25 protein-coding genes are annotated in these 24,018 nt (G+C 71.2%); 13 read left to right on the plus strand and 12 right to left on the minus strand.

Annotated elements, in window-relative coordinates:
• Positions 1–2: 2 nt before the first annotated feature.
• The 4 genes from pnp to VO99_RS16135 form a co-directional block, all read right to left on the minus strand.
• Positions 3–2,312 (minus strand): polyribonucleotide nucleotidyltransferase, encoded by a 2,310-nt coding sequence (gene pnp, locus VO99_RS16120; RefSeq protein WP_046113912.1) that lies wholly within the window; start codon positions 2,310–2,312, stop codon positions 3–5.
• Between the two features lie 210 nt (positions 2,313–2,522).
• The gene (gene rpsO, locus VO99_RS16125) at positions 2,523–2,792 is read right to left on the minus strand and encodes a 30S ribosomal protein S15 (RefSeq protein ID WP_046113913.1); all 270 of its coding nucleotides are present in this window, start codon (positions 2,790–2,792) and stop codon (positions 2,523–2,525) included.
• Positions 2,793–2,914: 122 nt separating this feature from the next.
• Complete coding sequence (locus tag VO99_RS16130; RefSeq protein ID WP_259374796.1) at positions 2,915–4,117, minus strand: pyridoxal phosphate-dependent aminotransferase; 1,203 nt, start codon at positions 4,115–4,117, stop codon at positions 2,915–2,917.
• Positions 4,096–5,436, minus strand: coding sequence for a branched-chain amino acid ABC transporter substrate-binding protein (locus VO99_RS16135; RefSeq protein ID WP_083440648.1), 1,341 nt, complete (start codon positions 5,434–5,436; stop codon positions 4,096–4,098). The genes VO99_RS16130 and VO99_RS16135 overlap by 22 nt, the downstream gene beginning before the upstream one ends.
• Before the next feature lie 187 nt (positions 5,437–5,623).
• Between VO99_RS16135 and VO99_RS31330 the strand changes: the two genes are divergently transcribed.
• Both VO99_RS31330 and VO99_RS30855 read left to right on the plus strand, forming a co-directional pair.
• Positions 5,624–6,181, plus strand: coding sequence for a Tar ligand binding domain-containing protein (locus VO99_RS31330; protein WP_046113915.1), 558 nt, complete (start codon positions 5,624–5,626; stop codon positions 6,179–6,181).
• Entirely contained in the window at positions 6,169–7,185 is a 1,017-nt protein-coding gene (locus VO99_RS30855) for a methyl-accepting chemotaxis protein (protein WP_052736385.1), read from the plus strand. The genes VO99_RS31330 and VO99_RS30855 overlap by 13 nt, the downstream gene beginning before the upstream one ends.
• 34 nt (positions 7,186–7,219) lie before the next feature.
• Here the strand turns inward: VO99_RS30855 and VO99_RS16150 are convergent, their stop codons facing one another.
• The 7 genes from VO99_RS16150 to VO99_RS16180 form a co-directional block, all read right to left on the minus strand.
• Positions 7,220–7,525, minus strand: coding sequence for a copper-binding protein (locus tag VO99_RS16150; RefSeq protein ID WP_310733661.1), 306 nt, complete (start codon positions 7,523–7,525; stop codon positions 7,220–7,222).
• 2 nt (positions 7,526–7,527) lie between these two features.
• A complete protein-coding gene (locus VO99_RS16155; RefSeq protein ID WP_046113916.1) occupies positions 7,528–8,046 on the minus strand; it encodes a cupredoxin domain-containing protein in 519 nt (172 codons plus the stop codon).
• Between the two features lie 25 nt (positions 8,047–8,071).
• Complete coding sequence (locus tag VO99_RS16160) at positions 8,072–9,484, minus strand: multicopper oxidase family protein (RefSeq protein ID WP_046113917.1); 1,413 nt, start codon at positions 9,482–9,484, stop codon at positions 8,072–8,074.
• A gap of 32 nt (positions 9,485–9,516) precedes the next feature.
• On the minus strand, positions 9,517–10,971 hold the full coding sequence (locus tag VO99_RS16165; protein ID WP_232315386.1) for a TolC family protein: 1,455 nt from the start codon (positions 10,969–10,971) through the stop codon (positions 9,517–9,519).
• Positions 10,968–11,318 (minus strand): hypothetical protein, encoded by a 351-nt coding sequence (locus tag VO99_RS16170; RefSeq protein ID WP_052736386.1) that lies wholly within the window; start codon positions 11,316–11,318, stop codon positions 10,968–10,970. The genes VO99_RS16165 and VO99_RS16170 overlap by 4 nt, the downstream gene beginning before the upstream one ends.
• A gap of 98 nt (positions 11,319–11,416) precedes the next feature.
• Entirely contained in the window at positions 11,417–11,884 is a 468-nt protein-coding gene (locus VO99_RS16175; RefSeq protein WP_046113918.1) for a hypothetical protein, read from the minus strand.
• A 4-nt stretch (positions 11,885–11,888) separates the two neighbouring features.
• Positions 11,889–12,872, minus strand: a complete 984-nt coding sequence (locus tag VO99_RS16180; protein WP_052736387.1) for a S1C family serine protease — start codon at positions 12,870–12,872, stop codon at positions 11,889–11,891.
• A gap of 214 nt (positions 12,873–13,086) precedes the next feature.
• Here VO99_RS16180 and VO99_RS16185 point away from each other — a divergent pair, with 214 nt between their 5' ends.
• From VO99_RS16185 to VO99_RS16205, 5 genes are all read left to right on the plus strand, one after another.
• Complete coding sequence (locus VO99_RS16185) at positions 13,087–14,163, plus strand: NAD(P)-dependent alcohol dehydrogenase (RefSeq protein ID WP_046113919.1); 1,077 nt, start codon at positions 13,087–13,089, stop codon at positions 14,161–14,163.
• 73 nt (positions 14,164–14,236) lie between these two features.
• On the plus strand, positions 14,237–14,725 hold the full coding sequence (locus tag VO99_RS16190; RefSeq protein ID WP_046113920.1) for a copper chaperone PCu(A)C: 489 nt from the start codon (positions 14,237–14,239) through the stop codon (positions 14,723–14,725).
• Positions 14,726–14,735: 10 nt separating this feature from the next.
• Positions 14,736–15,611 carry an alpha/beta hydrolase gene (locus VO99_RS16195; RefSeq protein WP_046113921.1) on the plus strand — a complete coding sequence of 292 codons (876 nt, stop codon included), beginning with the start codon at positions 14,736–14,738 and terminating at the stop codon, positions 15,609–15,611.
• Between the two features lie 34 nt (positions 15,612–15,645).
• Positions 15,646–16,515, plus strand: a complete 870-nt coding sequence (gene kynA / locus VO99_RS16200) for a tryptophan 2,3-dioxygenase (RefSeq protein ID WP_046113922.1) — start codon at positions 15,646–15,648, stop codon at positions 16,513–16,515.
• Entirely contained in the window at positions 16,515–17,480 is a 966-nt protein-coding gene (locus VO99_RS16205; RefSeq protein WP_052736388.1) for a DUF3616 domain-containing protein, read from the plus strand. Before kynA ends, VO99_RS16205 begins: the two co-directional genes overlap by 1 nt.
• A 10-nt stretch (positions 17,481–17,490) precedes the next feature.
• Here the strand turns inward: VO99_RS16205 and gntR are convergent, their stop codons facing one another.
• Positions 17,491–18,516 (minus strand): HTH-type transcriptional regulator GntR, encoded by a 1,026-nt coding sequence (gntR, locus tag VO99_RS16210; protein ID WP_046113923.1) that lies wholly within the window; start codon positions 18,514–18,516, stop codon positions 17,491–17,493.
• 204 nt (positions 18,517–18,720) lie between these two features.
• Between gntR and VO99_RS16215 the strand changes: the two genes are divergently transcribed.
• The 6 genes from VO99_RS16215 to VO99_RS16240 all read left to right on the plus strand — a co-directional run bounded on the left by VO99_RS16215 (position 18,721) and on the right by VO99_RS16240 (position 24,003).
• Positions 18,721–19,230, plus strand: a complete 510-nt coding sequence (locus VO99_RS16215; RefSeq protein ID WP_046113924.1) for a gluconokinase — start codon at positions 18,721–18,723, stop codon at positions 19,228–19,230.
• On the plus strand, positions 19,227–19,757 hold the full coding sequence (locus VO99_RS16220; RefSeq protein WP_375136398.1) for a TRAP transporter small permease: 531 nt from the start codon (positions 19,227–19,229) through the stop codon (positions 19,755–19,757). The genes VO99_RS16215 and VO99_RS16220 overlap by 4 nt, the downstream gene beginning before the upstream one ends.
• Before the next feature lie 57 nt (positions 19,758–19,814).
• Positions 19,815–21,065 (plus strand): TRAP transporter large permease, encoded by a 1,251-nt coding sequence (locus VO99_RS16225; RefSeq protein WP_375136400.1) that lies wholly within the window; start codon positions 19,815–19,817, stop codon positions 21,063–21,065.
• A gap of 46 nt (positions 21,066–21,111) precedes the next feature.
• A complete protein-coding gene (locus VO99_RS16230) occupies positions 21,112–22,128 on the plus strand; it encodes a TRAP transporter substrate-binding protein (RefSeq protein ID WP_046113925.1) in 1,017 nt (338 codons plus the stop codon).
• A gap of 77 nt (positions 22,129–22,205) precedes the next feature.
• Positions 22,206–22,583 (plus strand): hypothetical protein, encoded by a 378-nt coding sequence (locus tag VO99_RS16235; RefSeq protein ID WP_157039594.1) that lies wholly within the window; start codon positions 22,206–22,208, stop codon positions 22,581–22,583.
• A 100-nt stretch (positions 22,584–22,683) separates the two neighbouring features.
• A complete protein-coding gene (locus tag VO99_RS16240) occupies positions 22,684–24,003 on the plus strand; it encodes a hemolysin family protein (protein WP_046113927.1) in 1,320 nt (439 codons plus the stop codon).
• Positions 24,004–24,018 lie beyond the last annotated feature (15 nt).

Below are 24,018 nucleotides of genomic sequence, written 5' to 3' on the forward strand. Positions count from 1 at the left end.
GCTCACTCGGGTTGCTGCGGGCGCTCGTTGTCGTTGCCGAACGACGGCGCGGACGACGGTGCATCGGCGGCCGGGGCGGCCTGCGGTGCCTCGTCACGCTGTTCGCGCGGCTCGCGTTCGCGGCGCGGCGGGCGGTCGCCACGGTCACGACCACGGTCGCCGCGATCGCCACGGTCGCCGTACTCGCGGCGCGGACGCTCCTCCTCGACATAGCCTTCCGGCTTGTCGAGCAGCGCCTTCAGCGACAGCTTGATGCGGCCCTTCTCGTCCGTCTCCAGCACCTTGACCTTCACCATCTGGCCTTCGGTCAGGAAGTCGGTGACCTTCTCGACGCGCTGGTGCGCGATCTGGCTGATGTGCAGCAGGCCATCCTTGCCGGGCAGGATGTTGACCAGCGCGCCAAAGTCCAGGATCTTGGTGACCGCGCCTTCGTAGACCTTGCCGATCTCGGCCTCGGCGGTGATCTCCTCGATGCGCTTCTTGGCGTATTCGGCCTTGTCGGCGTCGGCCGAGGCGATGGTGATGGTGCCGTCTTCGCCGATGTCGATCGTGGTGCCGGTCTCTTCGGTCAGCGCGCGGATGGTGGCGCCGCCCTTGCCGATCACGTCACGGATCTTCTCGGGGTTGATCTTCATCGTGTACAGGCGCGGGGCGTATTGCGACACCTCGGTCTTGGCCTCACCCACCGACTGGCTCATGCAGCCCAGGATGTGCAGGCGGGCTTCCTTGGCCTGCGCCAGGGCCACCTGCATGATTTCCTTGGTGATGCCCTGGATCTTGATGTCCATCTGCAGCGCGGTGATGCCCGCGGTGGTGCCGGCCACCTTGAAGTCCATGTCGCCCAGGTGGTCCTCGTCGCCCAGGATGTCGGTCAGCACCGCGAAGCGGTTGCCTTCCTTGATCAGGCCCATGGCGATGCCGGCCACGTGTGCCTTCAGCGGCACGCCGGCATCCAGCAGGCTGAGCGCGCCGCCGCACACCGACGCCATCGACGACGAGCCGTTGGACTCGGTGATCTCGCTGACCACGCGGATGGCGTACGGGAATTCTTCCTTGCTGGGCAGCACCGCCACCAGGGCGCGCTTGGCCAGGCGGCCGTGGCCGATCTCGCGGCGCTTGGGCGAGCCCACGCGGCCCGTTTCGCCGGTGGCGAACGGGGGCATGTTGTAGTGCAGCATGAAGCGGTCTTCGAACTCGCCGGCCAGCGCGTCGATGCGCTGCGCGTCGCGGTCGGTGCCCAGCGTGGCCACGACCAGCGCCTGCGTCTCGCCGCGGGTGAACAGCGCCGAGCCGTGGGTACGCGGCAGCACGCCGGTGCGGATCTCGATCGGACGCACGGTGCGGGTGTCGCGGCCGTCGATGCGCGGCTCGCCGGCCAGGATCTGGCTGCGCACGATGCGCGCTTCGATGTCGAACAGCAGGCCCTCGACCTTGACCGGATCGAAGTCCACGTTCTCGATCTTCAGCACCGCCTGCACATTGGCATAGGCGTCGCGCGTGGCCTGGGTGCGGGCCTGCTTGCTGCGGATCTGGTAGGCCTCGCGCAGCGGGCCTTCGGCCAGCTCGGTCACCTTGGCGATGAAGGCTTCGTCCTTGGCGGGAGCCTCCCACTGCCATTCGGGCTTGCCCGCGTCGCGCACCAGCTCGTTGATGGCCTGGATGGCGATGTTGCCCTGCTCATGGCCGAACACCACGGCGCCCAGCATCACTTCCTCGGACAGCTGCTGCGCTTCCGACTCCACCATCAGCACGGCGGCTTCGGTGCCGGCGACCACCAGGTCCATCTGGCTGTCGGCCAGCTGGCTCTTGCTGGGGTTCAGCACGTACTGGCCGTTGACGTAGCCCACGCGGGCGGCGCCGATCGGGCCGTTGAAGGGGATGCCGCTGACCGACAGCGCGGCGCTGGTGCCGATCATGGCGGCGATGTCGGCCGCCACTTCCGGGTTGAGCGACAGCACATGAATCACCACCTGCACCTCGTTCATGAACCCTTCCGGGAACAGCGGGCGGATCGGGCGGTCGATCAGGCGGCTGGTCAGCGTCTCCAGCTCGCTGGGGCGGCCTTCACGCTTGAAGAAGCTGCCGGGGATCTTGCCGGCGGCGTAGGTCTTCTCGATGTAGTCGACGGTCAGCGGGAAGAAGTCCTGGCCCGGCTTCGGGTCCTTCTTGGCCACGACGGTGGCCAGCACCACGGTGCCTTCGATGTCGACGACGACGGCGCCGCTGGATTGACGGGCGATCTCACCCGTCTCGATCGTGACGCTGTGCTGGCCCCACTGGAAGGTCTTGGTGACTTTGTTGAAAAGGCTCATGGGTTCTTCTCCGGTTGTCAGGCGCCTGGGCGGGCGGCGCCTACGGCCCGGGGCAGGCTCATCGTTGTTGGCGCAATGCCATTCCACCGGGGCCGGCGGGGCCGCGAGACCCCGGTGGAATGACACAGCAGCGCCGTGGACGAACCAGCTCCAAAACGCAAAGAGCCTGTGCTGGAGATTCCAGACAGGCTCTCGGCATGCATTCGGTGCTTACTTGCGCAGGCCCAGCTTCTGGATCAGCGCGGTGTAGCGGTCGCTGTTGCGGTCCTTCAGGTAGGCCAGCAGGCGCTTGCGCTGGTTGACCATCTTCAGCAGGCCGCGGCGGCCGTGGTGGTCCTTGGCGTGCAGCTTGAAGTGGGGGGTCAGCTCGTTGATGCGGTTGGTCAGCAGGGCCACTTGCACTTCGGGGGAGCCGGTGTCGGCCGCGCCGCGCGCATGCGCCTGGATGATGTCTGCCTTCTTGGTGTCGGCGGTTGCCATGGTGTGTTCCTGGTAATCGAGGCGCCATGCGCAAACCTGCGGCAGGACGGTCTCGGGTTCAACTTGCGGTCACGGGTGAAACCGACCCATGCCGTGCGAAATCCCTTTTGGGGAACCGGCGATTATATGGCAAGCGCGTCAGACAGGCGCTGCAGGCCTTGCTGCAGCCGCGCCGGGTCGCGCGAGGCGAAGCACCAGCGCAGCCAGCCCTCCCCTTCATCGCCGAAGGCCGCGCCGGGTGCCAGCCCCAGGCCGTGCCGGCTCACCAGCCGCTTGGCCAGGGCCAGCGAATCAGGCTCACCCTCCACCCGGAAGAAGCCGTACAACCCGCCCAGCGGCGTGGCCACCTGCACCCGCGGCATGGCGGCCAGGCCGGGCAGCAGGGTGTCGCGGCAGGCCTGGAAGCGGCCCACCAGCTCGGGCACGAAAGCATCGGCGATGCGCAATGCCGCCTGGCCGCCGCGCTGCACGAAGACCGGCGCGCAGGAGCTGTTGAACTCGATCAGCTTGCCCACGTCGTCCAGGCAGCCCTCGGGCAGCACCAGCCATCCCAGGCGCCAGCCGGTCATCAGGAAGCTCTTGGAGAAGCTGTGCACCACCACCACGCGGTCCTGCGGCTCGGTGATGTCGAGGAAGCTGGGCGCGGCATGGCCCTCGCCGAACCACACCCGCTCGTACACCTCGTCGGCGACGATCCAGGTGCCGGTGCGGCGGCAGTGGTCCAGCAGCGCCCGCTGCTCGGCGCGGGTGAGCGTCCAGCCCGTCGGGTTGTTGGGCGCATTGACCAGCAGCACCCGCGTGCGCGGCGTGACGGCCGCCAGCAGTTCGCCCAGGTCGAGGCCCCAGGCGCCCTCCTTGCCCGGACGCAACGGCACGCGGGTGACGGTGGCGCCCAGGATGGCCGGCTGCGCGGTGAGGTTGGGCCACACCGGCACCACCGCCACCACCTCGTCGCCCGGGCCCAGCAGCATCTGCATCGCCACCATCAGGGCGGTGACGCCGGAGGAGGTGACGGCGATGCGGTCGACATCCACCGGCCGGTGCAGGCCGCTGGTGTAGGCGGCCAGCGCGGCGCGCAGCTCCGGCAGGCCGAGGTTGTGCGAGTAGAAGGTTTCTCCGCGCGCCAGCGCCTGGGCGGCGGCGTCGCGCACCTCGGCGGGCGTGACCTCGTCGCTTTCGCCGAACCAGAAGGCCAGCACGTCGCTGCGGTCGAGGCCGGCATTGGCCACCTCGCGGATCTTGGAGGCGGGCAGGTCGGCGATCGCGGGGCGCATGGCGGGTACTCCTGGAACGGGTTGGAAGGTCAGGGCCGGGTCATCTGGCAGCTGGTGGGCTGCTCCACCTCGGCGGGCTTGAGCTGGCGCACCACGCGGAAGCCGTAGCCGGAGCCTTCCACGTCGAAGCGCACGCCGGGCGTGCCGGCCTTTTCCATCACGCTGACGACCAGCGGCTGCTGGAACTGGTGGTCGGCCGCGCGCATGGTGCCGCCGTGGAAGCCGCCGAAGGGCTTGCTGTCGAGCTTGGCGCCTTCCAGCGCGCGGGCCACGGCGGCGGGGTCGGCGGTGCCGGCCTTCTCCAGCGCGCGGGCCAGCAGCTCGATCATCGACTGCATGCGGGCATGCACGTAGTCGTCGCGCGGGTCGGGGAAGCGTTGGCGGAACGACTGGTAGAACGCATCGGAGGCCTGGCCGCCGAGGTTGGGCACCCATTCAGCCACCGCCAGCACCGTGCCCACGCCAGCGTCGCCAATGGCCGCGGGCGCACCCAGCGCATTGCCGTAGAAGGTGTAGAACTTGACCGGCGCGCCGGCATCACGCACCGCCTTGACCAGCAGCGTGAGGTCGTTGCCCCAATTGCCGGTGAGCACCGCCTGCGCGCCGCTGGCGCGGATCTTGGCGGCATAGGGCAGGAAATCCTTCACCCGGCCCATGGGATGCAGCTCGTCGCCGACGAACTCGATGTCGGGTCGCTTGGCCTGCAGCATGGCGCGCGCCTGCTTGAGCACCTGCTGGCCGAAGCTGTAGTCCTGGCCGATCAGGTACACCTTCTTGACCGAGCCGTCGTCGCGCAGCGCATCGGTGAGCGCGGCCAGGCGCATGTCGGTGTGGGCGTCGAAGCGGAAGTGCCAGAAGCTGCACTTCTCGTTGGTCAGCGCGGTGTCCACCGCCGAGTAGTTGAGGAACAGCGCGCGCTGCTGGGGCTCACGCTGGTTGTGCTTGTCCAGCGCGTCGATGATGGCCGCGGCGGTGGCCGAGCTGTTGCCCTGGGCGATGAAGGCGATGCGGCGGTCGAGCGCGGCGCGCAGCATGGCCAGCGCCTCCTCGGTGTTGCCCTTGCTGTCCAGCCGCACCAGCTCCAGCGGCCGCGCGCCATCGGCCAGCTTGACGCCGCCGCGGGCATTCACCCGCTCCACCGCCCACAGCAGGTTGCGGAACACCGCCTCGCCGGCATTGGCGAACGGGCCCGAGAGGCCTTCGATCATCGCGATGCGGATGGGCTCGCGGCCGGCGGGCACGGTGGAGGCGGCGGCGTTCGCGGCGGGCTGGGCCTGCACCACGGCGCCGGCCAGCAGCAAGGCGCCCGCGGCCAGCAGGCGGCTGCGGCGCAGGACGGAAACGGCGGCGTTCTTCAAGGGTCGGGGCATCAATCGGCAAGGCGCTGTTCAGGAGGCGGCGGATTGTAGGGAGGCGGGCAGTGTCACCAAGATGGGCAAGCCGGGCCGGGAAAAGCACGAATCTGGTGCGCGCCGAGCTTTCTCGCAGATTCGCCTCAAGCGACCTCGGACCCACGCCGACAACCCGGTCAGTTGTCCACGATGTGAGGGTTTCTTGATGCTCAGCCGCCTGTCCGTCCGCCACCGCCTGCTCGCCGCCTTCGGGCTGGTACTGGTGCTGTTGCTGGGCATCGCCGCCCTGGGTGCGCATGGGGTGGGTCAGGCCCGCGGCGGGGTGGAGGTGCTGCAGCAGCGCATCCTTCCGGCGCAGGCGCATGCCAGCGCGGCCGAGCAGCAGCTGTGGCGCGCCCGTGCCGCCGAGCAGACGATGGTGGCCAACAACCTGGACAACGAGGCCATTGCAGCCGCCCGCAAGACCTGGGACGAGGCCCTGCAGGCCGCCGGCACCGAACTGTCCGCCGTGGCCACCACGATGGCCGATGCCCCGCTGGCCACCCACCTGGACGCCGTGGCCGGCCATGTGAAGGCCTACCGCGCCGCTTACGAGGCCTTCTACAAGGACCTGACCGGCGCCCGCTTCCCGGATGCCCGCGAGGCCACGGCGGCGCTGGGCGAGGTCAACGACCATTTCAAGGCCGCCGAGACCCGCCTGGCCGAGGCGCGCCGGCAGGTGGACCGGCCTCGGCCACGCTGGGCGCCGGCGTGGACCTGCTGACCGGCCGCGTGCAGACCGCACTGCTGGGCTTCGCCCTGCTGGCCGTGGCCTGCGCGGTGGGCGCCGGTTATGCGGTGGGCCGCTCCATCCTGGCCACGCTGGCCTCGGTGCGGCAGATCGCGGCGTACATCGCGGCGGGCGACCTGACGCGCACCGTGGTGGTGGAAGGCGGCACCGAGACCGCGCAGACGCTGGGCTCGCTGGCGCAGATGAGTGCCGCGCTGCGCGCCATCGTGGCCGACGTGCGCGGCAGCGCCGACAGCATCCAGGTGGCCAGCAGCGAGGTGGCCACCGGCAACCTGGACCTGAGCCAGCGCACCGAGGCCACCGCGGGCAACCTGCAGGAGGTGAGCAGCGCCATCGACGTGCTGACCCACAACGTGCACCACTCGGCCACCGCGGCCCAGCAGGCCAACCAGCTGGCCCATGACGCGGCCGAGGTGGCCGAGCGGGGCGGCGCGGTGGTGTCGCAGGTGGTGGCCACGATGGAGGAGATCCACGGCAGCTCGCGCCAGATCGTGGACATCATCGGCGTGATCGACGGCATCGCCTTCCAGACCAACATCCTGGCCCTGAACGCGGCGGTGGAAGCCGCCCGCGCCGGCGAGCAGGGCCGCGGCTTCGCGGTGGTGGCCTCGGAAGTGCGCAGCCTGGCGCAGCGCAGCGCCGCGGCGGCGCAGCAGATCAAGCAGCTCATCAACACCAGCGTGTCGCGGGTGGATGCCGGCGCCCGGCTGGTGAAGGAAGCCGGCGACACCATGGGCGAGCTGGTGGGCAGCGTGCGGCGGGTGGAAAGCACCATCGGCGACATCCACACCCGCGTGACCGAAGTGAGCCAGGGCATCGACGCCATCACCGGCCGCGTGTCCAACGTGGACCAGATGACGCAGCAGAACGCGGCACTGGTGGAGCAGTCGGCCGCCGCGGCCGATGCGCTGAAGGAAAACGCCAACCGCCTGGCGAAGGCGGTGGCCAGCTTCCGCGTGGCGCCCCAGGCCGCCTGATCGCTCGACGGCGCGCGGCCGGGGCGCCGTGCCCTCAGTTCGCTGCCGGCTCCACCGTGGTGACCGCGTAGCCGCCCTCCACCTTCTCCGCGCGGAAGCGGATGCGGTCGCCCGGCTTTACCTGCTGCAGCAGCGCGGCATCCGGCGCGCGGAACACCATCGTCATCGCCGGCATGTCCAGGTGGCGGATCTCGGCATGCCGGATGGTGATGCGGCCGGCCTGCACATCCACCTTGCGCACTTCGCCATCGGTCAGCGCGGGTGTGCCCGCCTGGGCCCAGGCCAGGCCACCGGCCAGCGAAAGAGCCAGTGCGGCCAGGTGCTTGCTCATCTTGTGCATCGTCATGCTCCCACGGTGATGTGGCCGACCATGCCGGCCTGGTAATGGCCTGCGATCAGGCAGGCGAACTCGAACTGGCCGGCGCGGTTGAAGTGCCACACCAGCTCCCCGGTGCGCCCCGGCGGCACATGGGCCATCCAGGGCTCGTCGTGTTCCATGTCGGGAAACTTCATCATCAGCTCGGCATGCGCGCGGTTTTCCTCACGCGTGCCGATGACGAACTCGTGCATCGCGCGGCCGGTGTTGGCCACGCGAAAGCGCAGCGTCTCGCCCAGCGCCACGCGCAGCTGCGCGGGCTCGAAGCGCATGCTGTCCAGCATCTTCACCGCCACCGTGCGGCGCACCGCCTCGGGCCGGCCGGCGATGCCCCAGGGCTTCTGCTCGGGCGGGGCGGCGGCCGCGGGCTTGCCGCCATGCGGTGCCTCGCCGTGCGCATGGGCGCGGCGTGGCAGGCTGCCAGCGGCCAGCAGCAGCGCAGCCGCGGGCAGGCCCAGCGTCATCGAACGTCGTTGTGTCTTCATGCTTGCTCCTGTGGATGGCCGGCCTTCAATGCGCATGGCCACCGGCCGGCTTGCGCACCTGCACTTCCACCGGCCGGGCGGGCACGGCGGCGGGTGGCATGGAGGTGCCGCCACTGGCCGCGGGCGCCTGCGCCGGCGTGGCCAGCGGGCCGGCGAACTCATGGGCCACGGTGCCGGGCGGATGCTGGAACCAGCCGGGGTCGGTGTAGTCGCCCGGGCGCTGGCCACGGCGCACCTTGAGCACGCTGAACATGCCGCCCATGCCCACGGCGCCGAAGGGACCGGTGCCGGTCATCATCGCGGCGGTGTTGTCGGGCAGCGGCATCTCCATCTCGGTCATGTCCTTCATGCCGCGCTCGCCCATCACCATGTAGTCGGGGATCAGCTGCGTGACTTGCCGCGCCACGCCGCTGTGGTCCACGCCGATCATGGTGGGCACGTCGTGGCCCATCGCATTCATGGTGTGGTGGCTCTTGTGGCAGTGGAAGGCCCAGTCGCCCTCCTCGTCGGCCAGGAACTCGAACTGCCGCATCTGGCCCACGGCGATGTCGGTCGTCACCTCGGGCCAGCGGGCACTTCTGGGCACCGGGCCGCCGTCGGTGCCGGTGACGGTGAACTCGTGGCCGTGCAGGTGCATCGGGTGGTTGGTCATCGTCAGGTTGCCCACGCGGATGCGCACGCGGTCGTTGTGGCGCACCACCAGCGGGTCGATGCCGGGAAAGATGCGGCTGTTCCAGCTCCACAGGTTGAAGTCCAGCATCGTCATCACCCGCGGCGTGGCGCTGCCGGGCTCGATGTCGTAGGCATTGAGCAGGAAGCAGAAGTCGCGGTCCACCTCGGCGATGAGCGGATGCCGGCCCTTGGGATGGGTGATCCACAGGCCCATCATGCCCATGGCCATCTGCACCATCTCGTCGGCATGCGGGTGGTACATGAAGGTGCCGGGGCGGCGGGCCACGAACTCGTAGACGAAGGTCTTGCCCGGCGGAATGGCCGGCTGCGTCAGGCCGGTCACGCCGTCCATGCCGTTGGGCAGGCGCTGGCCGTGCCAGTGGATGGTGGTGACCTCGGGCAGCTTGTTGGTGACGAAGATGCGCACCCGGTCGCCCTCCACCACCTCGATGGTGGGGCCGGGGCTCTGGCCGTTGTAGCCCCACAGGTGGGCCTGGAAGCCGGGCGTCATCTCGCGCACCACCGGCTCGGCCACCAGGTGGAATTCCTTCACCCCGTTGTTCATGCGCCAGGGCAGCGTCCAGCCGTTGAGGGTGACCACCGGGTTGTAGGGCCGGCCGTTGGGCGGCTGCAGCGGCGGCATGGTGTCGGGCGATGTCTGCAGCACCGGCTCGGGCAGCGCAGCCAGCGCCACCTTGCTGACCGCGGCGGTGCTGACGGCCGCGGTGGCCGCGGCGGCGCCGAGAAGATTGCGTCGGGAAAGCATGGGTCGGGTTCCTTGTGCGGTGTCGGCGGGCTTCAATGGCCCGCCTCGGCGGCAGGGGCCGCAGCGGCGCTGGAGGCGGGCAGCGCGCCGCCGGCGGCGGGCTTGCCGATGAGCGCCATGTCCAGGTCGGCCTGGGCCAGCCAGAAGTCGCGCAGCGATTCGATGGCCGTGTTGACGCCGCCGATCTGCGCGCGGGCATCGGCCAGCAGCTCGAACACGCCGATCAGCATGCCGTTGTAGCGAAGCAGGTTCTGCTCGGCGATGCGGGCCTGCAGCGGCAGCACCTCGTCGCGCTGGTGGCGTGCGATGTCGTAGGCCGAGCGCCAGGCGCCATAGGCCTCGCGCACTTCGGAGCGGGCGTTGACGGCGGTCTCGGCCGCGCGGTGCAGCGCTTGTCCATACAAGCCCTCGGCCCGCGCGACGCCGGCACCGCCGTCGAACAGCGGCAGCTCCAGCGACAGCTCCCAGCCGCGCTCGGTGGGCTCCTCGTTCGACGAGTTGCGCACCACGCCCAGCTCCAGCAGGTTGACAAAGCGGCTCGCACGGCCCAGGCCCAGGCTGCCGGCCAGCTGCTGCGCACCGGCGCGCGCGGCCTGCACGTCCAGCCGCTGGGCGATGGCCTGCTGCTCGATGTCGGGCCGCTCCAGCTGCAGGGCATCGGCCTGCGGCAGCGGCGGCAGCCGGGTGGGCAGCTGCAGCCGCGCCGCCGGCTCGCCCCACAGGCCCAGCAGCCGCACCAGCCGCTCGCGCGCGGCCAGGCGGGCCTGCTGCGCACGGGCGGCGGCCAGCGCGGCATCGGCCGAGAAGGCCTGCTCGCGCGCCTGCTGCAGCGCATTGAAGTTGCCCACCTGCGCCATGCGGCGGGCCAGCTCGGCGCTGGCCTGCGCGGCCCGCAGCACCTGGCCGCTGTAGTGCAGCGCCTCCTCCGCGGCCACCGCCTGCACCCAGGCGCGGCGGGTGTCATGGGCCAGCTGCAGCGCCTGGCCGGCCACCTGGGCCTGGGCCTGCGCCTGGCGCCGCGTGGCCGCCTCGCTGGCCAGCGGCAGCGTGATCAGCCGGCCCAGGCTGAAGTGCAGGCCACGCTCGATCTCGCGTTCATCGCCGCGGCGGGTGCGGCCGAAGCTGAAGCCTGGGTTGGGCAGCCGGCCGGCGGCCACGCGCTCGGCATCGGCGATGGCCACGTCGTGCAGCGCGGCCCGCAGGCCGCGGTTGTTCAGCAGCGCCAGCCGCACCGCGTCGTCGGCCGACAGCGGCTGCGCCAGCAGGGCCTGCGCCTGCTGCTGCGCTGCGGCCTGTTCCGCATCGGTATGCGGCAGCTGCACCGGCTGGCCCAGGCGCTGCTGCACCGTCTGGCGCACCGGGCCGATGCCCGCATCCGGGCTGAAGGCCGCGCAGCCGCTGAGCAGTGCGGCGGCGGCCAGCGCAGCCGAGGTCGCGCCATGGCGAGGGCACATGCCGGCGCGCAGGATCGGACGACCGGCGCTCACCGGTGGCCTCCGTGCGGATGCACCGGTGGCGTGGCCGCCGGCTGCGGGGCGTGCGGCGCCGAGGCGGACGGCGCGGGCACGGCCGCTTCACGCGCATAGGCCTTCCAGCCGCCGATGCGGCCGACCTGGTCGTTGGCGGCGCGCCAGGGCACGGCGGCGGGTGGCTCCGCGCCCGACGGCAGGCCGGCGAGCACGGAGCGGTAGACCGGCGCCGGCACCGGCGCGCGGGGATCGGTGGGGTCGGCGGAAGCGCTGGCGGCCGGTGGTGCGGACGCGGGCGCGGGCTGGGCCACGGCGGCGGCGGCCAGCACGGCCAGCGCCAGCCCGGCCAGGAGCGGATGGGACATGGAAACGTCCTTCGAAGTGATCGGCGGTGATGCCGGACGGCCCACCGCGGCGCGGTGGACGGACGGCACGCTGGGCAGGCGCACGCGGCGCCTGCGGGTCACGCGCGCGGGCTTCGGGGCGGGCGCTCGGGCCCCGCCGTGAGGAAGGACGGCGCAGGCGCCACCAGGGTGGCGACGGCCGTGGCGGCCGCGGGCGCGCTGGCCAGCACCGGCATGGCCGCGGGCAGGCCCATGGCCACGCAGCAGGCCGCGCAGGCGCTGCAGGCATGGCCGGACAGGGGGCCGGCGGCCGGGCCGGGCGGTGGCTCGTCCGGCGTCAGGCCGTCGGTGGCGCCGCCGGCATCGGGCGTGGCGGCCGCAGGGTGCGCATGGTTCCCGTGGACCTGGTGGTCCATGCCGCTGTGCAGGCCGTCGTGCTGGACGTCCTGGTGAGCTTGGTGCGAGCCGGCATGCGCCATCGCGCCGCTGGCGGCCGCGCCGCAATGCAGCATCGCCGTGGCCGCCAGCCCTTGCATCGGCAAGGCCAGCACCATCCACCACAGCATGATCACGCGCAGCAACCGCATGCGGTCAGTCTAGCGCGCCCGCATGCACCTGCAGGGTGTGGGCCTGCTGCCCCCGCCGCACCACGAACTGCGTGTGCAGCGGCTGGCGCCAGGCCAGCAGCAGCCGGGCCAGGTCGGCGCTGTGACCCACCGGCCGTCCGTTCATGCCCACCACCACGTCGCCCTGCCGCAGGCCGATGCGCTCGCCCAGGCTGCCGCTGGCCACGCCGACGATCAGCGCGCCCTGCACCTGGGCCCGGCCCTGCAGCACCGCCATGGGCGGGGCCAGGTCGGCGAACTGCGCCCCCAGCCGCGGGCGGCGGATGCGGCCGCTGGACTGCAGTTCCGCGGCGATCTGCAGCACGATCTCGATCGGCACCGACAAACTCACGCCCGGCGTGCCGAACACGCCGGCCATGGTGCGCAGGTTGAGCCCGACAATGGCACCGCCCGCGTCCAGCAGCGGGCCGCCGGAGTTGCCGGGGTTCAGCGCCAGGTCGCTCTGGATGAACAGCAGCTCGTGGTCGTCGCCGAAGTGGCGGTCCTTGCCGCCCACCACGCCGGCGGTGACGGAGCGGTTCAGGCCATAGGGCTCGCCCACGGCCAGCACCCAGTCGCCCGGGCGCAGCCGCTGTGCGCTGCCCAGCGGCGGCGGGGCGCCCGGCCGCGGCAGGGCATCGGCCGGCAGCCGCAGCAGCGCGATGTCGGCCTCGTCGTCGATGCCCACCACCTCGGCGGCCAGCACCCGCTGGTCGGGCAGCCGCACCACCGTGCGCTGCATCTGCTGCACCACGTGGGCGGCGGTCACCGCATGGCCCAGGCCGTCGATGAAGAAGCCGGCGCCGATGCGCAGGTCGAGCAGGCCTTCGGGGTCGGCGGGGTCGGGCAGCACCTCGTCGGCCGGCGCCTGCGCCGCATCGGCCGGGCGGCTGCCGGTGGCATACACGCCGATGGTCCAGGGCAGCCCGCGCTGCAGCGCCGGCGCGAAGGACTGGACGCCGCCGCGCATCCAGCCGCCGGCCGGTCCTGGCGCCGCGCAGCCCGCCAGGCCCCCCAAGCCCCACAGGCAGCAAAAAAAGGCCGCGCAGCGAACTGCGCGGCTAAGCAGGGACCGGTGCATGCAGCCATCTTCGGCGGCGGCGCGGCCAGGCGGCTTGCGCAAGATCAATCGGGCCCCACGGGGCGCTGCCTAAGCTGCCTGCGCAGGCAACAAGGAGTAGCCCATGCCCCGGATGATGAAAGCCGCCGTGTTCGTGGAGCCCGGCCGCATCGTGATCGACGACAAGCCGGTGCCCGAGATCGGCCCGCTGGATGCGCTGCTGCGCATCACCACCACCACCATCTGCGGCACCGATGTGCACATCCTCAAGGGCGAGTACCCGGTGGCGCGCGGACTGACCGTCGGCCATGAGCCGGTGGGTGTGATCGAGCAGCTGGGTTCCGCGGTGCGCGGCTACCGCGAGGGCCAGCGCGTGATCGCCGGCGCCATCACGCCCAGCGGCTGGAGCAATGCCTGCCTGTGCGGCTGCGGCTCGCAGGACGGCGCCGGCACCGAGCACGGCTGGAAGCCGCTGGGCGGCTGGCGCTTCGGCAACACCATCGACGGCGCGCAGGCCGAGTACCTCCTGGTGCCCGACGCCATGGCCAACCTGGCGCCGGTGCCCGATGCCCTCACCGACGAGCAGGTGCTGATGTGCCCCGACATCATGTCCACCGGCTTTTCCGGCGCCGAGAGCGCAGGCATCCGCATCGGCGACACGGTGGCGGTGTTCGCGCAGGGCCCGATCGGCCTGTGCGCCACGCTGGGCGCCAAGCTCAGCGGCGCCACGCTGGTGATCGGCGTGGACCGCCTGCCGGCCCGGCTGGAGATGGCCCGCCGCATGGGCGCCGACGTGGTGGTGGACGCCAGCCGGGTGGACGTGGTCGACGAGATCCTGAAGATCACCGGTGGCCGCGGCGTGGATGCGTCGATCGAGGCACTGGGCACGCAGGCCACCTTCGAGGCCGCGCTGCGGGTGCTGCGCCCGGGCGGCACGCTGTCCAGCCTGGGCGTGTACGCCACCGACCTGAAGATCCCGCTGGGCGCCTTCGCGGCCGGCCTGGGCGACCACAGGATCGTCACCACCCTGTGCCCCGGCGGCAAGGAGCGCATGCGCCGGCTGATGTCGGCCATCGAATCCGGCCGGGCCGACCTGGGTGCGCTGGTGACGCACCGCTTCCGGCTGGAGGAGATCGAGGCAGCCTACGAGCTGTTCTCGCACCAGCGCGACGGCGTGCTGAAGGTGGCGCTCACGCCCTGAGGCCCGGCGCATCCGGGCTGCAGGGGCGGCTCCTACAATCCGCGCGCCCTGCCCGCACCCCTCAGGAAACCCGATGCGCCGACACTTCTTGCACGCCCTGGCCGCCACGCTGGCGCTGTGTTCCACCTCCGCATTGCAGGCCCATGAGGTGAAGGCCGGCGACATCGTCGTGCTGCATCCGTATGCCCTGCCCAGCCTGAAGGGCGCGCCTAACGGCATCGGCTTCATCGACCTGAAGAACACCGGCCGCCAGCCCGACCGGCTGCTCAAGGCCGCATCGCCCGCCGTCGGCCGCGTGGAGCTGCACGAGATGAAGATGCAGGGCGACGTGATGCAGATGCGCGAGCTGGACGGCATCGCCATCGCGCCCGGTGCCACGGTGCGCATGGCCCCGGGCGGCCTGCACATGATGCTGATGCAGCTGGCGAGGCCCCTTTCCGCCGGCGACAAGCTGCCCATCACCCTGACCTTCGAGCGGGCCGGCACGGTGAACACCGAGCTGTGGGTGCAGCCGCGCGACGAAGGCGCCAAGGCGATGGACGCGCACCACCACAAGCATTGAGGCCGCCGCCATGAGCATGCCCCGCCCGCTGTTCCGCGGCTTCACCTCGCAGGCCGAGATCGACGCGCAGTACAACGCCTCGGCCGCGGTGGCCGACGCCGCGGCCGAAGCGCGCCACTACGTGGAGCGCAGCGCAATGGCCCGCGCCACCCTGCCCTGCACGCTGGACCTGCCCTTCGGCGCCACGCTGGCCGAAACGCTGGACATCTTTCCGGCGGCGCAGCCCGGTGCGCCGGTGTTCGTCTTCATCCACGGCGGCTACTGGCGCAGCCTGTCGTCCAAGGAATTCAGCTGCGTGGCGCTGGGCCTGCGGCAGCGCGGCATCACCACGGTGGTGCCCAACTACGCGCTGTGCCCCTACGTCAGCCTCGACGAGATCGTGCGGCAGACGCGTGCCGCGCTGGCCTGGGTGCTGCGCCACATCGGCCCGCATGGCGGCGATGCGCGGCGCGTGGCCATCGGCGGTCATTCGGCCGGCGGCCACCTCACCGCGATGGCGCTGCAGACCCGTTGGCAGGAGGACTACGGCCTGCCGGCCGATCCCTTTGCCGCGGCGGTGCTGGTCAGCGGCCTGTACGAGCTGGAGCCGCTGCGCTACAGCTACCTGCAGCCGATGATCCAGCTGGACGACGGCATCATCCGCCGCAACTCGCCGGCCTTCGGCGTGCGGCCTTGCGCCACGCCGGCGCTCATCACCTGGGGCGGCGACGAATCGGCCGAGTTCGAGCGGCAGTCCACCTCGTACCACGCGGCCTGGCAGGCCGCGGGCAATGCGGCCGAGCTGATGCCGCAGCCCGGCCGCCATCACTTCGACGCCATCCACGGCTTCGAGGATGCCGACAGCCCGCTGTGCCGCTGGGTCGCGCAGCACCTGGGCGTGGCCTGAAACCTGCACTGCCCGCCGCTGCAGAGGAACTCCCATGACCGCACCATCCCACACCCCCGCGCCGCTGGCCGAGACCGAACGCATCGTGCAGGAGGAAGGCGCGCAGCTCGACTTCAGCCGCGACATGAGCTACGGCGACTACCTGCACCTGGACGAGGTGCTGAGCGCCCAGCATCCGCTGTCGCCCGCGCATGACGAGATGCTGTTCATCGTGCAGCACCAGACCAGCGAGCTGTGGATGAAGCTGATGCTGCACGAGCTGGGCGCGGCCATGCAGTGCGTGGCCGAGGAGCGCATGGCGCCGGCCTTCAAGATGCTGGCGCGCGTCAGCCGCATCATGGAGCAACTGGTGAGCGCCTGGACGGTGCTGTCCACCATGACGCCGCCCGAATACACCGCCATGCGGCCCTACCTGGCCAGGAGCAGCGGCTTCCAGAGCGCGCAGTACCGCTGCATCGAGTTCAAGCTCGGCAACAAGAACCCCGCCATGCTCAAGCCGCATGAGCACCGGCCCGACCTGCTGGCGATGGTGGACAGCGCCTGGCGCGCGCCTTCGCTGTACGACGAGGCGCTGCGCCTGCTGGCCCGCCGTGGCCTGCCGGTGCCGGCCAGCCACCTGGAGCGCGACTGGACCCTGCCTTACGAGCAGAGCGACGAGGTGGAAGCCGCCTGGCTGGAGGTGTACCGCCACCCCGACCGGCACTGGGACCTGTACCAGCTGGGCGAGAAGCTCACCGACCTGGAGGACGCCTTCCGGCTCTGGCGCTTCCGCCACGTCACCACGGTGGAACGGGTGATCGGCTTCAAGCGCGGCACCGGCGGCACCGGCGGCGTGAGCTACCTGCGCAAGATGCTGGACGTGGTGCTGTTCCCCGAGATCTGGCGCTTGCGCACCGACCTGTGATGCAGGCCCGGCGCCGCGGCCTGTGCCTGCTGATGGCCGCCCTGGCCGGTGCGCCGGTGCAGGCGGCCACGGAGCACTACCGCGGCCTGTGCGATGCCTCGGCCGCGGTGGCGCTGGACGTCACGCATTTCGTCGTGGCCAACGACGAGGACAACCTGCTGCGCCTGTACACCCGCGGCGAGCCCGAGCCGGCCGGCACGCTGCCGCTGGCGGGCCTGCTCGGCAGCGGCCAGCGGGAGTCGGACATCGAAGGCGCGGCCCGCATCGGCAACCGCATCTACTGGATCGCATCCCATGGCCGCAACAGCAGCGGCAAGAAGCGCGAGGAGCGCCACCGCTTCTTCGCGGTGGAGGCCGAAGACGGCCTGCTGCTGCCCACCGGCGCGGCCTACACGCGCATGCTGGACGACATGGCCGCCGCGCCCACGCTGCGCCACCTGAAGCTGAAGGACGCCGCCGCCCTGCCGCCCGAAGCGCCGGGCGGCCTGAACATCGAAGGGCTGGCGGCGATGCCGGACGGCGGGCTGCTGGTCGGCTTTCGCAACCCCGTCCCCAACGGCCGCGCGCTCGTCGTGCCGCTGCTCAACCCGGCCGAGGTGATCGACCGCGGCCAGCCGGCGCGCTTCGGCGAGCCGCTGCTGCTGCCGCTGCGCAACCGCGGCATCCGCAGCATGGAATGGGCGGCCGGCGCGTACTGGATCGTCGCCGGCCCCACCGCCGACCGCGGCAGCTTCAGCCTCTACCGCTGGAGCGGCCGGCCGGCCGACGCACCGCAGCTGCTCGACAGCACCGCGCTGGCCGACCTGCGGCCAGAGGCCTTGTTCGCCTGGCCCGGCAGCCCGGGCGGCCTGCAGGTGCTGAGCGACGACGGCGGCGTGGAACTGGGCGGCGTGGCCTGCAAGCAGCGGCCGGTGGGGCAGCAGCGGTTCAGGGCGCTGGGGATGGCGCTGCCGCAGGTGCGCTGAGCACCACCACTCAGCTGCTTTCCCGCACCACCAGCTCGAACCCCAGGTCCACCGAGGTCGGGCTCACCGTCTCGCCGCGCATCAGGCGCAGCAGCATCTGCGTGGCCACGGTGCCGATCTCGCTGCGCGGCGTGCGCACGGTGGTCAGCGGCGGGTTGGCCAGGTCGCTGCCGGTCAGGTCGTTGAAGCCGGCGATGGCCACGCGCTTCGGCACCGCGATGCGGTGGCGGGCGGCGGCCAGCAGCGCGCCCTGGGCCAGGTCGTCGTTGCAGAAGAAGATGGCATCCACCGCGGGCTTCTGGGCCATGATCTGCTCGAACATGCGGCTGCCCAGCGCCAGCGACGAGGGCGCGGGATTCAGCCATTCCAGCCGCGCGTCGTACAGCCCGGCGGCCTGCAGCGCGCGGCGCCAGCCGTCCAGCCGCTGCATCACCCGCGGGTCGAGTTGGGCGGCGGCGAAGGCGACGCGGCGCCGGCCGCGCTCCAGCAGGTGGCGGGTGAGCGCCGCGCCGGCATCGGCCTGCGACAGGCCCACGCTGTACTGCCCCGGCGTGTCCGACGTCTCCATCACATGCACGCAGGGAACGCCGCTCTGCTCGATGAGCGCGCGCGTGCGCTCGTGGCGGTCGAAGCCGGTGACGATGAGGCCCGCCGGACGGTGCACCAGCTGCTCGCGCAGCAGCTGCTCCTCCTCGCTGGGGTCGTAGTGCGTGATGCCGATCAGCGTCTGGTAGCCCGCGCGGCGCAGGTGCAGCTGCACCGATTCCAGCAGGTCGACGAACAGCGCATTGGTCAGCAGCGGGATCAGCACCGCCACATGGGTGCTGTGGCGCGAGGCCAGCGCCCGCGCCGCGGGATCGGGCACATAGCCGAGCTTCAGCGCCGCCGCCTGCACCCGGGCCACCAGGTCCGGGGCCACCGCCCGCTCGCCGCGCAGCGCGCGCGAGACGGTGATGGGGCTGACACCGGCGGCCTGCGCCACATCGGCCAGCGTCACGCGGCCGGTGGCTCGGGAACGGGCGGCGGGTGGGGTCATCGGCGGTCTCATCAGGGAAAACACGGTGGGCAACACTTCACCCGGCTGCGTAGGATAGCGCTATCCAGTTTCATTGCCTCTCAGGGTCCACCCTGATCCGGCACTCACAACACAAGGCGGTGGCCCCACTCCATGGCACCGCCTTTTAACGCCCAAGACCGGACAGCGCTATCCAGCCGCCCCGGGCAGACAGGCTGACGACACATGCAGCATTCGATCGTGGTGATGGGCGTGGCCGGTTGCGGCAAGTCCAGCGTCGCCGCCGCGCTGGCGCAGGCCGAGGGCCTGCCGCTGGTGGAAGGCGACAACTTCCACAGCGCCGAGAGCCGCGACAAGATGAGCCGCGGCATCGCCCTCACCGACGCCGACCGCCAGGGCTGGCTGGCCACGCTGGGCACGCAGCTGCAGCAGCCGGGCGGGCCCATCGTGCTCACCTGCTCGGCGCTCAAGCGCAGCTACCGCGACCAGCTTCGGGCCGCCGCCCCCGGCCTGCGGTTTGCCTTCCTGGACATCGGCCGCGACGACTCGCTGCGCCGCGTGGCCCAGCGCGCGGCGTCGCACTTCTTCTCGGCCAGCCTGGTGGACAGCCAGTTCGCCACGCTGGAATCGCCCGTGGGCGAGCCCGGCGTGCTGCGGCTGGACGCGCTGCTGCCCATCCCGCAACTCGTGCAGCAGCTCAGCGCCTGGCTGCATGCCACGGAGCCCACCGCATGACGATTCCCGAGAAGATGGCCGACCCGCAACACGACACGCCGCGGGCCCGGGGCCTCACCCGCTGGATCGAGAACGCGATGGCGCTGTGCCTGGGCGTGATGGCGCTGGCGGTGTTCATCAACGTGGTGCTGCGCTACGGCTTCGGCAGCGGCATCAATGCCAGCGAGGAACTGTCGCGCCTGCTGTTCGTGTGGATGGTGTTCATCGGCGCCACGGCGGCCTACCCGGCCGGCGAGCACATGGCCTTCACCAGCCTGGTGGGCATGCTGCAGCACAAGCCGGCGGTGTTCAAGGCGATGACGCTGCTGATCCGCCTGCTGGTGATCGCGGCCTGCGTGATGCTGGGCTGGGGCGCCTGGCAGCAGGTGGTGGTGGGCATGGACAGCCGCAGCGTGGTGCTGCAGTACCCGGTGATGCTGCTGCCGCTGCCCGCGCTGCTGTGCGCGGTGAGCATCGGCGTGATGGCGCTGATCGAGCTGGTGCGCGGCAGGCCGCTGGACCTCGGCCATTCGGGCGACGTGGAGTAAATGGCGATGTTGAACCTGAGTTCCGAAGGCCTGGCCTTCATCGTCTTCTGCGGCGGCATGCTGCTGCTCATGGGCATCGGCATGAACATGGCCCTGGCCCTGGTGCTCACCGGCGCCGGCATGGCCTGGGTGCTGGGCTTCTGGGACACCCAGCTGCTGGCGCAGAACCTGGTGGGCGGCGTGGACAGCTTCGCGCTGCTGGCGGTGCCCTTCTTCATCCTGGCCGGCGAGCTGATGAATTCCGGCGGCATCAGCCGCCGCATCATCGACATGGCGCAGGCCTGGGTGGGCCACATCCGCGGCGGCCTGGGCTACGTGGCCATCGGCGCCGCGGTGCTGATGGCCAGCATGAGCGGCTCGGCCCTGGCCGACACCGCGGCGCTGGCCACCATCCTGCTGCCGATGATGCGCCGCCAGGGCTACCCGCTGGGTACCTCGGCCGGCCTCATCGCCTCGGGCGGCATCATCGCGCCCATCATCCCGCCGTCGATGCCGTTCGTGATCTATGGCGTGACCACCAACACCTCGATCTCGGCGCTGTTCATCTCGGGCATCGTGCCGGGGCTGTTCATGGGCGCCGGCCTGATCGTGGCCTGGAAGCTGGTGCTGCGCAAGATGACGCTGGCCGAAGGCACCGCGCTGCCGATGCGCGAGCGGCTGCGCGCCACGGCCAAGGCCTTCTGGGCGCTGCTGATGCCCGTCATCATCATCGGCGGCATGAAGAGCGGCGTGTTCACGCCCACCGAGGCCGCCGTGGTGGCCGCCTTCTACGCATTGGCCGTGGCCCTGTTCATCCACCGCGAGATGCACATCGCCGAGATGCGCGGCGTGCTGGTGCGCGCGGCCAAGACCACCGCCATCGTGATGTTCCTGTGCGCCGGCGCGCAGGTGGCCAGCTACATGATCACGCTGGCCGACCTGCCGGGCGTGCTCACCGGCTGGCTGGGCCCGCTGGTGGACAACCCGCGGCTGCTGATGGCGGTGATGATGATCGTGCTGGTGCTGGTGGGCACGGCGCTCGACCTCACGCCCACCATCCTGATCTTCGCGCCGGTGATGCTGCCGATCGCGGTCAAGGCCGGCATCGACCCGGTGTACTTCGGCCTGATGTTCATCCTCAACGGCGCCATCGGCCTGATCACGCCGCCGGTGGGCACGGTGCTCAACGTGGTGGCCGGCGTGGGGCGCATGCCGCTGCACCAGGTCATCCGGGGCGTGAACCCCTTCCTCATCACCTACACGCTGATCCTGGCGCTGTTCGTGGTCTTCCCGCAGATCGTGATCGCGCCGGTGGCGTGGATGCGCTGATCTTCCCTTCCTCGTCCGCCTGTTTGCATTTTTCTAGGAGACAACCATGAACATCATCCGTCGCACCCTGCTGGCCGCCGCCTGCGTGGCCACCCTCGTGCCCGCCATCGCCCAGGCGCAGGACATCAAGCCCCGCCTGATCCGCTTCGGCTACGGCCTGAACGAGCAGAGCAACCAGGGCCGCGCGGCCAAGGTCTTCGCCGACGAGGTGGCCAAGCGCTCGGGCAACAAGATGAAGGTGCGCGCCATCGGCGCCGCCGCCCTGGGCCCGGACACGCAGATGCAGCAGGCGCTGATCGGCGGCGCCCAGGAGATGATGGTGGGCTCCACCGCCACGCTGGTGGGCATCACCAAGGAGATGGCGCTGTGGGACACGCCCTTCCTGTTCAACAACGTGAAGGAGGCCGACGCGGTGCTCGACGGCCCGATCGGCCGCAAGGTGATGGACAAGCTGGAGGACAAGGGCCTGGTGGGCCTGGTGTACTGGGAGAACGGCTTCCGCAACCTGACCAACAGCAAGCGCCCCATCGCCAAGATGGAAGACCTGGGCGGCGTGAAGCTGCGCGTGATGCAGAACAACGTCTACCTGGACAGCTTCAAGCTGCTGGGCGCCAACGCCGTGCCGCTGCCGTTCTCGGAGCTGTTCAGCGCGCTGGAGACCAACACGGTGGACGGCCAGGAGAACCCGTACAACACCATCCTGTCGAGCAAGTTCTACGAGGTGCAGAAGTACCTCAGCATCACCAACCACGTGTACAGCCCGTGGATCGTGCTGGTGAGCAAGAAGTGGTGGGACGGCCTGAGCAAGGACGAGCAGAAGGTGCTGCGCGACGCCGCCGCGGCCAGCCGCGACTTCGAGCGCAAGGACACGCGCGAGGAAGCCGCCAAGGCCCTGGCCGACCTGAAGGCCAAGGGCATGCAGATCAACGAGGTGCCCGCCACCGAGGCCGCCCGCATGCGCGACAAGCTCACCCACGTGAACGCCAGCATCGGCACCACCGTGGGCATGGACCTGTGGAACGAGACCCAGGCCGCGCTGTCCAAGCTGCGCGGCGGCAAGTAAGCCGCGGGCCCCGCCGCGGGGGCCGCTGAAGGGCCGGCAAGGGGGCCGCGAAGGCGGCACCTACAATCGGCCCCCTCATGTCCTCGCGGCTATTGGCTCTGTTCCTTTCGTTCGTGCTGTTGTGGTCCGGTGCCACCGCGCATGAACAGCCGCTGATCGTGGTGCCGGGAGGCACCCCGGCCGCCACCGCGGCCGTGCTGGCGGCGCCCGGCTCCGCCGAGCTGGCGGACGGCTCGGTGGCCGACCATCATCTCGACGACCTGCCCGCGCAGGCCCTGGCCGACGCCGCGCTGGACGCGCCCGCGCTGCCGCCCGCGGCGCCCCGCATGCCCGCGCCGGCTGCCATGCCCGCGGCACCGCCGCTGTACCTGCCCGCCGCCTGGTCGCCCTCGCCGCCCGGCAGCCTGCACCGCCCGCCGCGGCAGGCCCCTGCACACCCGCCGGCCACGCGCTGAGCGCCGCCCGGCGGCGGCGGCCCCACGGCCCCGCCCTTGCCCCTGACTCCCTACCCGCTCCCGCACCCCGGCGCCGCCACTGGCGCCCACACCACGCACCATGGAAATCGCCATACTTTTCGCCCTCATCGTGCTCAACGGCCTGTTCGCCATGTCGGAGATCGCGCTGGTCACCGCACGCAAGGCCCGCTTGCAGAAGCTGATCGATGAGGGCGACCAGGCCGCCGTGGCGGCCGTCAAGCTGGGCGAGGACCCGACCCGGTTCCTGTCCACCATCCAGATCGGCATCACCTCCATCGGCGTGCTCAACGGCATCGTGGGCGAGGCCGCGCTGGCCGCGCCGCTGGCCACCTGGCTGGCCGGCATCGGCATGCCGCCGCCCTATGCCGGCTACGTGGCCACCGGGCTGGTGGTGGTGCTGATCACCTACTTCTCCATCGTGGCCGGCGAGCTGGTGCCCAAGCGCATCGGCCAGAGCAGCCCCGAGACGCTGGCCCGGCTGGTGGCCCGGCCGATCCACCTGCTGGCGGTGGCCACCAAGCCCTTCGTGGTGCTGCTGTCGGTGTCCACCCGCAGCCTGCTGAAGCTGCTGGGCGTGAAGGAGACCAGCGGCAGCCCGGTGACGGAGGAGGAGATCCACGCGATGCTGGCCGAAGGCACCACCGCCGGCATCATCGAGACGCAGGAACACGCGATGCTGCGCAACGTGTTCCGGCTGGACGACCGCCAGATCGGCTCGCTGATGGTGCCGCGGGCGGACGTGGTGGTGCTGGACGTGGACCTGCCCTTCGAGGCCAACCTGGCGCGGGTGGAAGAGTCGGACCATGCGCGCTTCCCGGTGGTGCGCGGCGGGCTGGACAACGTGCTGGGCATCGTCAACGCCCGCCAGTGGCTGACGCAGGCCCTGCGCGGCGGCGAGCGCGAGCTGGCCCGCCAGCCGCTGCAGGCGCCGCTGTACGTGCCCGAGACCATCACCGGCATGGAGCTGCTGGACAACTTCCGCCAGTCGGACGTGCAGATGGCCTTCGTCATCGACGAGTACGGCGAGGTGCAGGGCATCACCACGCTGCAGGACCTGATCGAGGCCATCACCGGCGAATTCCGCCCGCGCGACCCCGAGACCTCCTGGGCGGTGCAGCGCGAGGACGGCAGCTGGCTGCTGGACGGCCACATCCCGGTGCCCGAGCTGAAGGACCGGCTGGACCTGGCCGCGGTGCCCGAGGAGGAGCGCGGCCGCTACCACACCCTCAGCGGCATGATGATGCTGCTGTCGGGCCGGCTGCCCAAGGTGGCCGACGTGGTGGACTGGGAGGGCTGGCGCTTCGAGATCGTGGACATGGACGGCAAGACGATCGACAAGGTGCTGGCCAGCCGCCTGGAGGAAGCGCCCGACGATCCGGAAGGCCAGACCGTGGGCTGAAGGCGCGCCCGGCGC

Origin of the sequence: Aquincola tertiaricarbonis, assembly GCF_000969605.1 — a bacterium.
GTDB classification, from domain to species: Bacteria; Pseudomonadota; Gammaproteobacteria; order Burkholderiales; family Burkholderiaceae_C; genus Aquincola; species Aquincola tertiaricarbonis.

Bases quoted from the DNA above. Each gene is read 5' to 3' on its own strand.
- VO99_RS16185 (WP_046113919.1), top strand. From the start codon at position 13,087: ATGCCCCGGATGATGAAAGCCGCCGTGTTCGTGGAGCCCGGCCGCATC.
- VO99_RS16135 (WP_083440648.1), bottom strand. From the start codon at position 5,436: ATGCCCCGACCCTTGAAGAACGCCGCCGTTTCCGTCCTGCGCCGCAGC.
- VO99_RS16160 (WP_046113917.1), bottom strand. From the start codon at position 9,484: ATGCTTTCCCGACGCAATCTTCTCGGCGCCGCCGCGGCCACCGCGGCC.
- VO99_RS16205 (WP_052736388.1), top strand. From the start codon at position 16,515: ATGCAGGCCCGGCGCCGCGGCCTGTGCCTGCTGATGGCCGCCCTGGCC.
- VO99_RS31330 (WP_046113915.1), top strand. From the start codon at position 5,624: ATGCTCAGCCGCCTGTCCGTCCGCCACCGCCTGCTCGCCGCCTTCGGG.
- pnp (WP_046113912.1), bottom strand. From the start codon at position 2,312: ATGAGCCTTTTCAACAAAGTCACCAAGACCTTCCAGTGGGGCCAGCAC.
- VO99_RS16190 (WP_046113920.1), top strand. From the start codon at position 14,237: ATGCGCCGACACTTCTTGCACGCCCTGGCCGCCACGCTGGCGCTGTGT.
- VO99_RS16235 (WP_157039594.1), top strand. From the start codon at position 22,206: ATGTCCTCGCGGCTATTGGCTCTGTTCCTTTCGTTCGTGCTGTTGTGG.
- VO99_RS16240 (WP_046113927.1), top strand. From the start codon at position 22,684: ATGGAAATCGCCATACTTTTCGCCCTCATCGTGCTCAACGGCCTGTTC.
- kynA (WP_046113922.1), top strand. From the start codon at position 15,646: ATGACCGCACCATCCCACACCCCCGCGCCGCTGGCCGAGACCGAACGC.
- VO99_RS16220 (WP_375136398.1), top strand. From the start codon at position 19,227: ATGACGATTCCCGAGAAGATGGCCGACCCGCAACACGACACGCCGCGG.
- VO99_RS16215 (WP_046113924.1), top strand. From the start codon at position 18,721: ATGCAGCATTCGATCGTGGTGATGGGCGTGGCCGGTTGCGGCAAGTCC.
- rpsO (WP_046113913.1), bottom strand. From the start codon at position 2,792: ATGGCAACCGCCGACACCAAGAAGGCAGACATCATCCAGGCGCATGCG.
- VO99_RS16195 (WP_046113921.1), top strand. From the start codon at position 14,736: ATGAGCATGCCCCGCCCGCTGTTCCGCGGCTTCACCTCGCAGGCCGAG.
- VO99_RS16170 (WP_052736386.1), bottom strand. From the start codon at position 11,318: ATGTCCCATCCGCTCCTGGCCGGGCTGGCGCTGGCCGTGCTGGCCGCC.
- VO99_RS16230 (WP_046113925.1), top strand. From the start codon at position 21,112: ATGAACATCATCCGTCGCACCCTGCTGGCCGCCGCCTGCGTGGCCACC.
- VO99_RS16225 (WP_375136400.1), top strand. From the start codon at position 19,815: ATGCTGCTGCTCATGGGCATCGGCATGAACATGGCCCTGGCCCTGGTG.
- VO99_RS16175 (WP_046113918.1), bottom strand. From the start codon at position 11,884: ATGCGGTTGCTGCGCGTGATCATGCTGTGGTGGATGGTGCTGGCCTTG.
- VO99_RS16180 (WP_052736387.1), bottom strand. From the start codon at position 12,872: ATGCGCGGCGGCGTCCAGTCCTTCGCGCCGGCGCTGCAGCGCGGGCTG.
- VO99_RS16150 (WP_310733661.1), bottom strand. From the start codon at position 7,525: ATGCACAAGATGAGCAAGCACCTGGCCGCACTGGCTCTTTCGCTGGCC.
- gntR (WP_046113923.1), bottom strand. From the start codon at position 18,516: ATGACCCCACCCGCCGCCCGTTCCCGAGCCACCGGCCGCGTGACGCTG.
- VO99_RS16155 (WP_046113916.1), bottom strand. From the start codon at position 8,046: ATGAAGACACAACGACGTTCGATGACGCTGGGCCTGCCCGCGGCTGCG.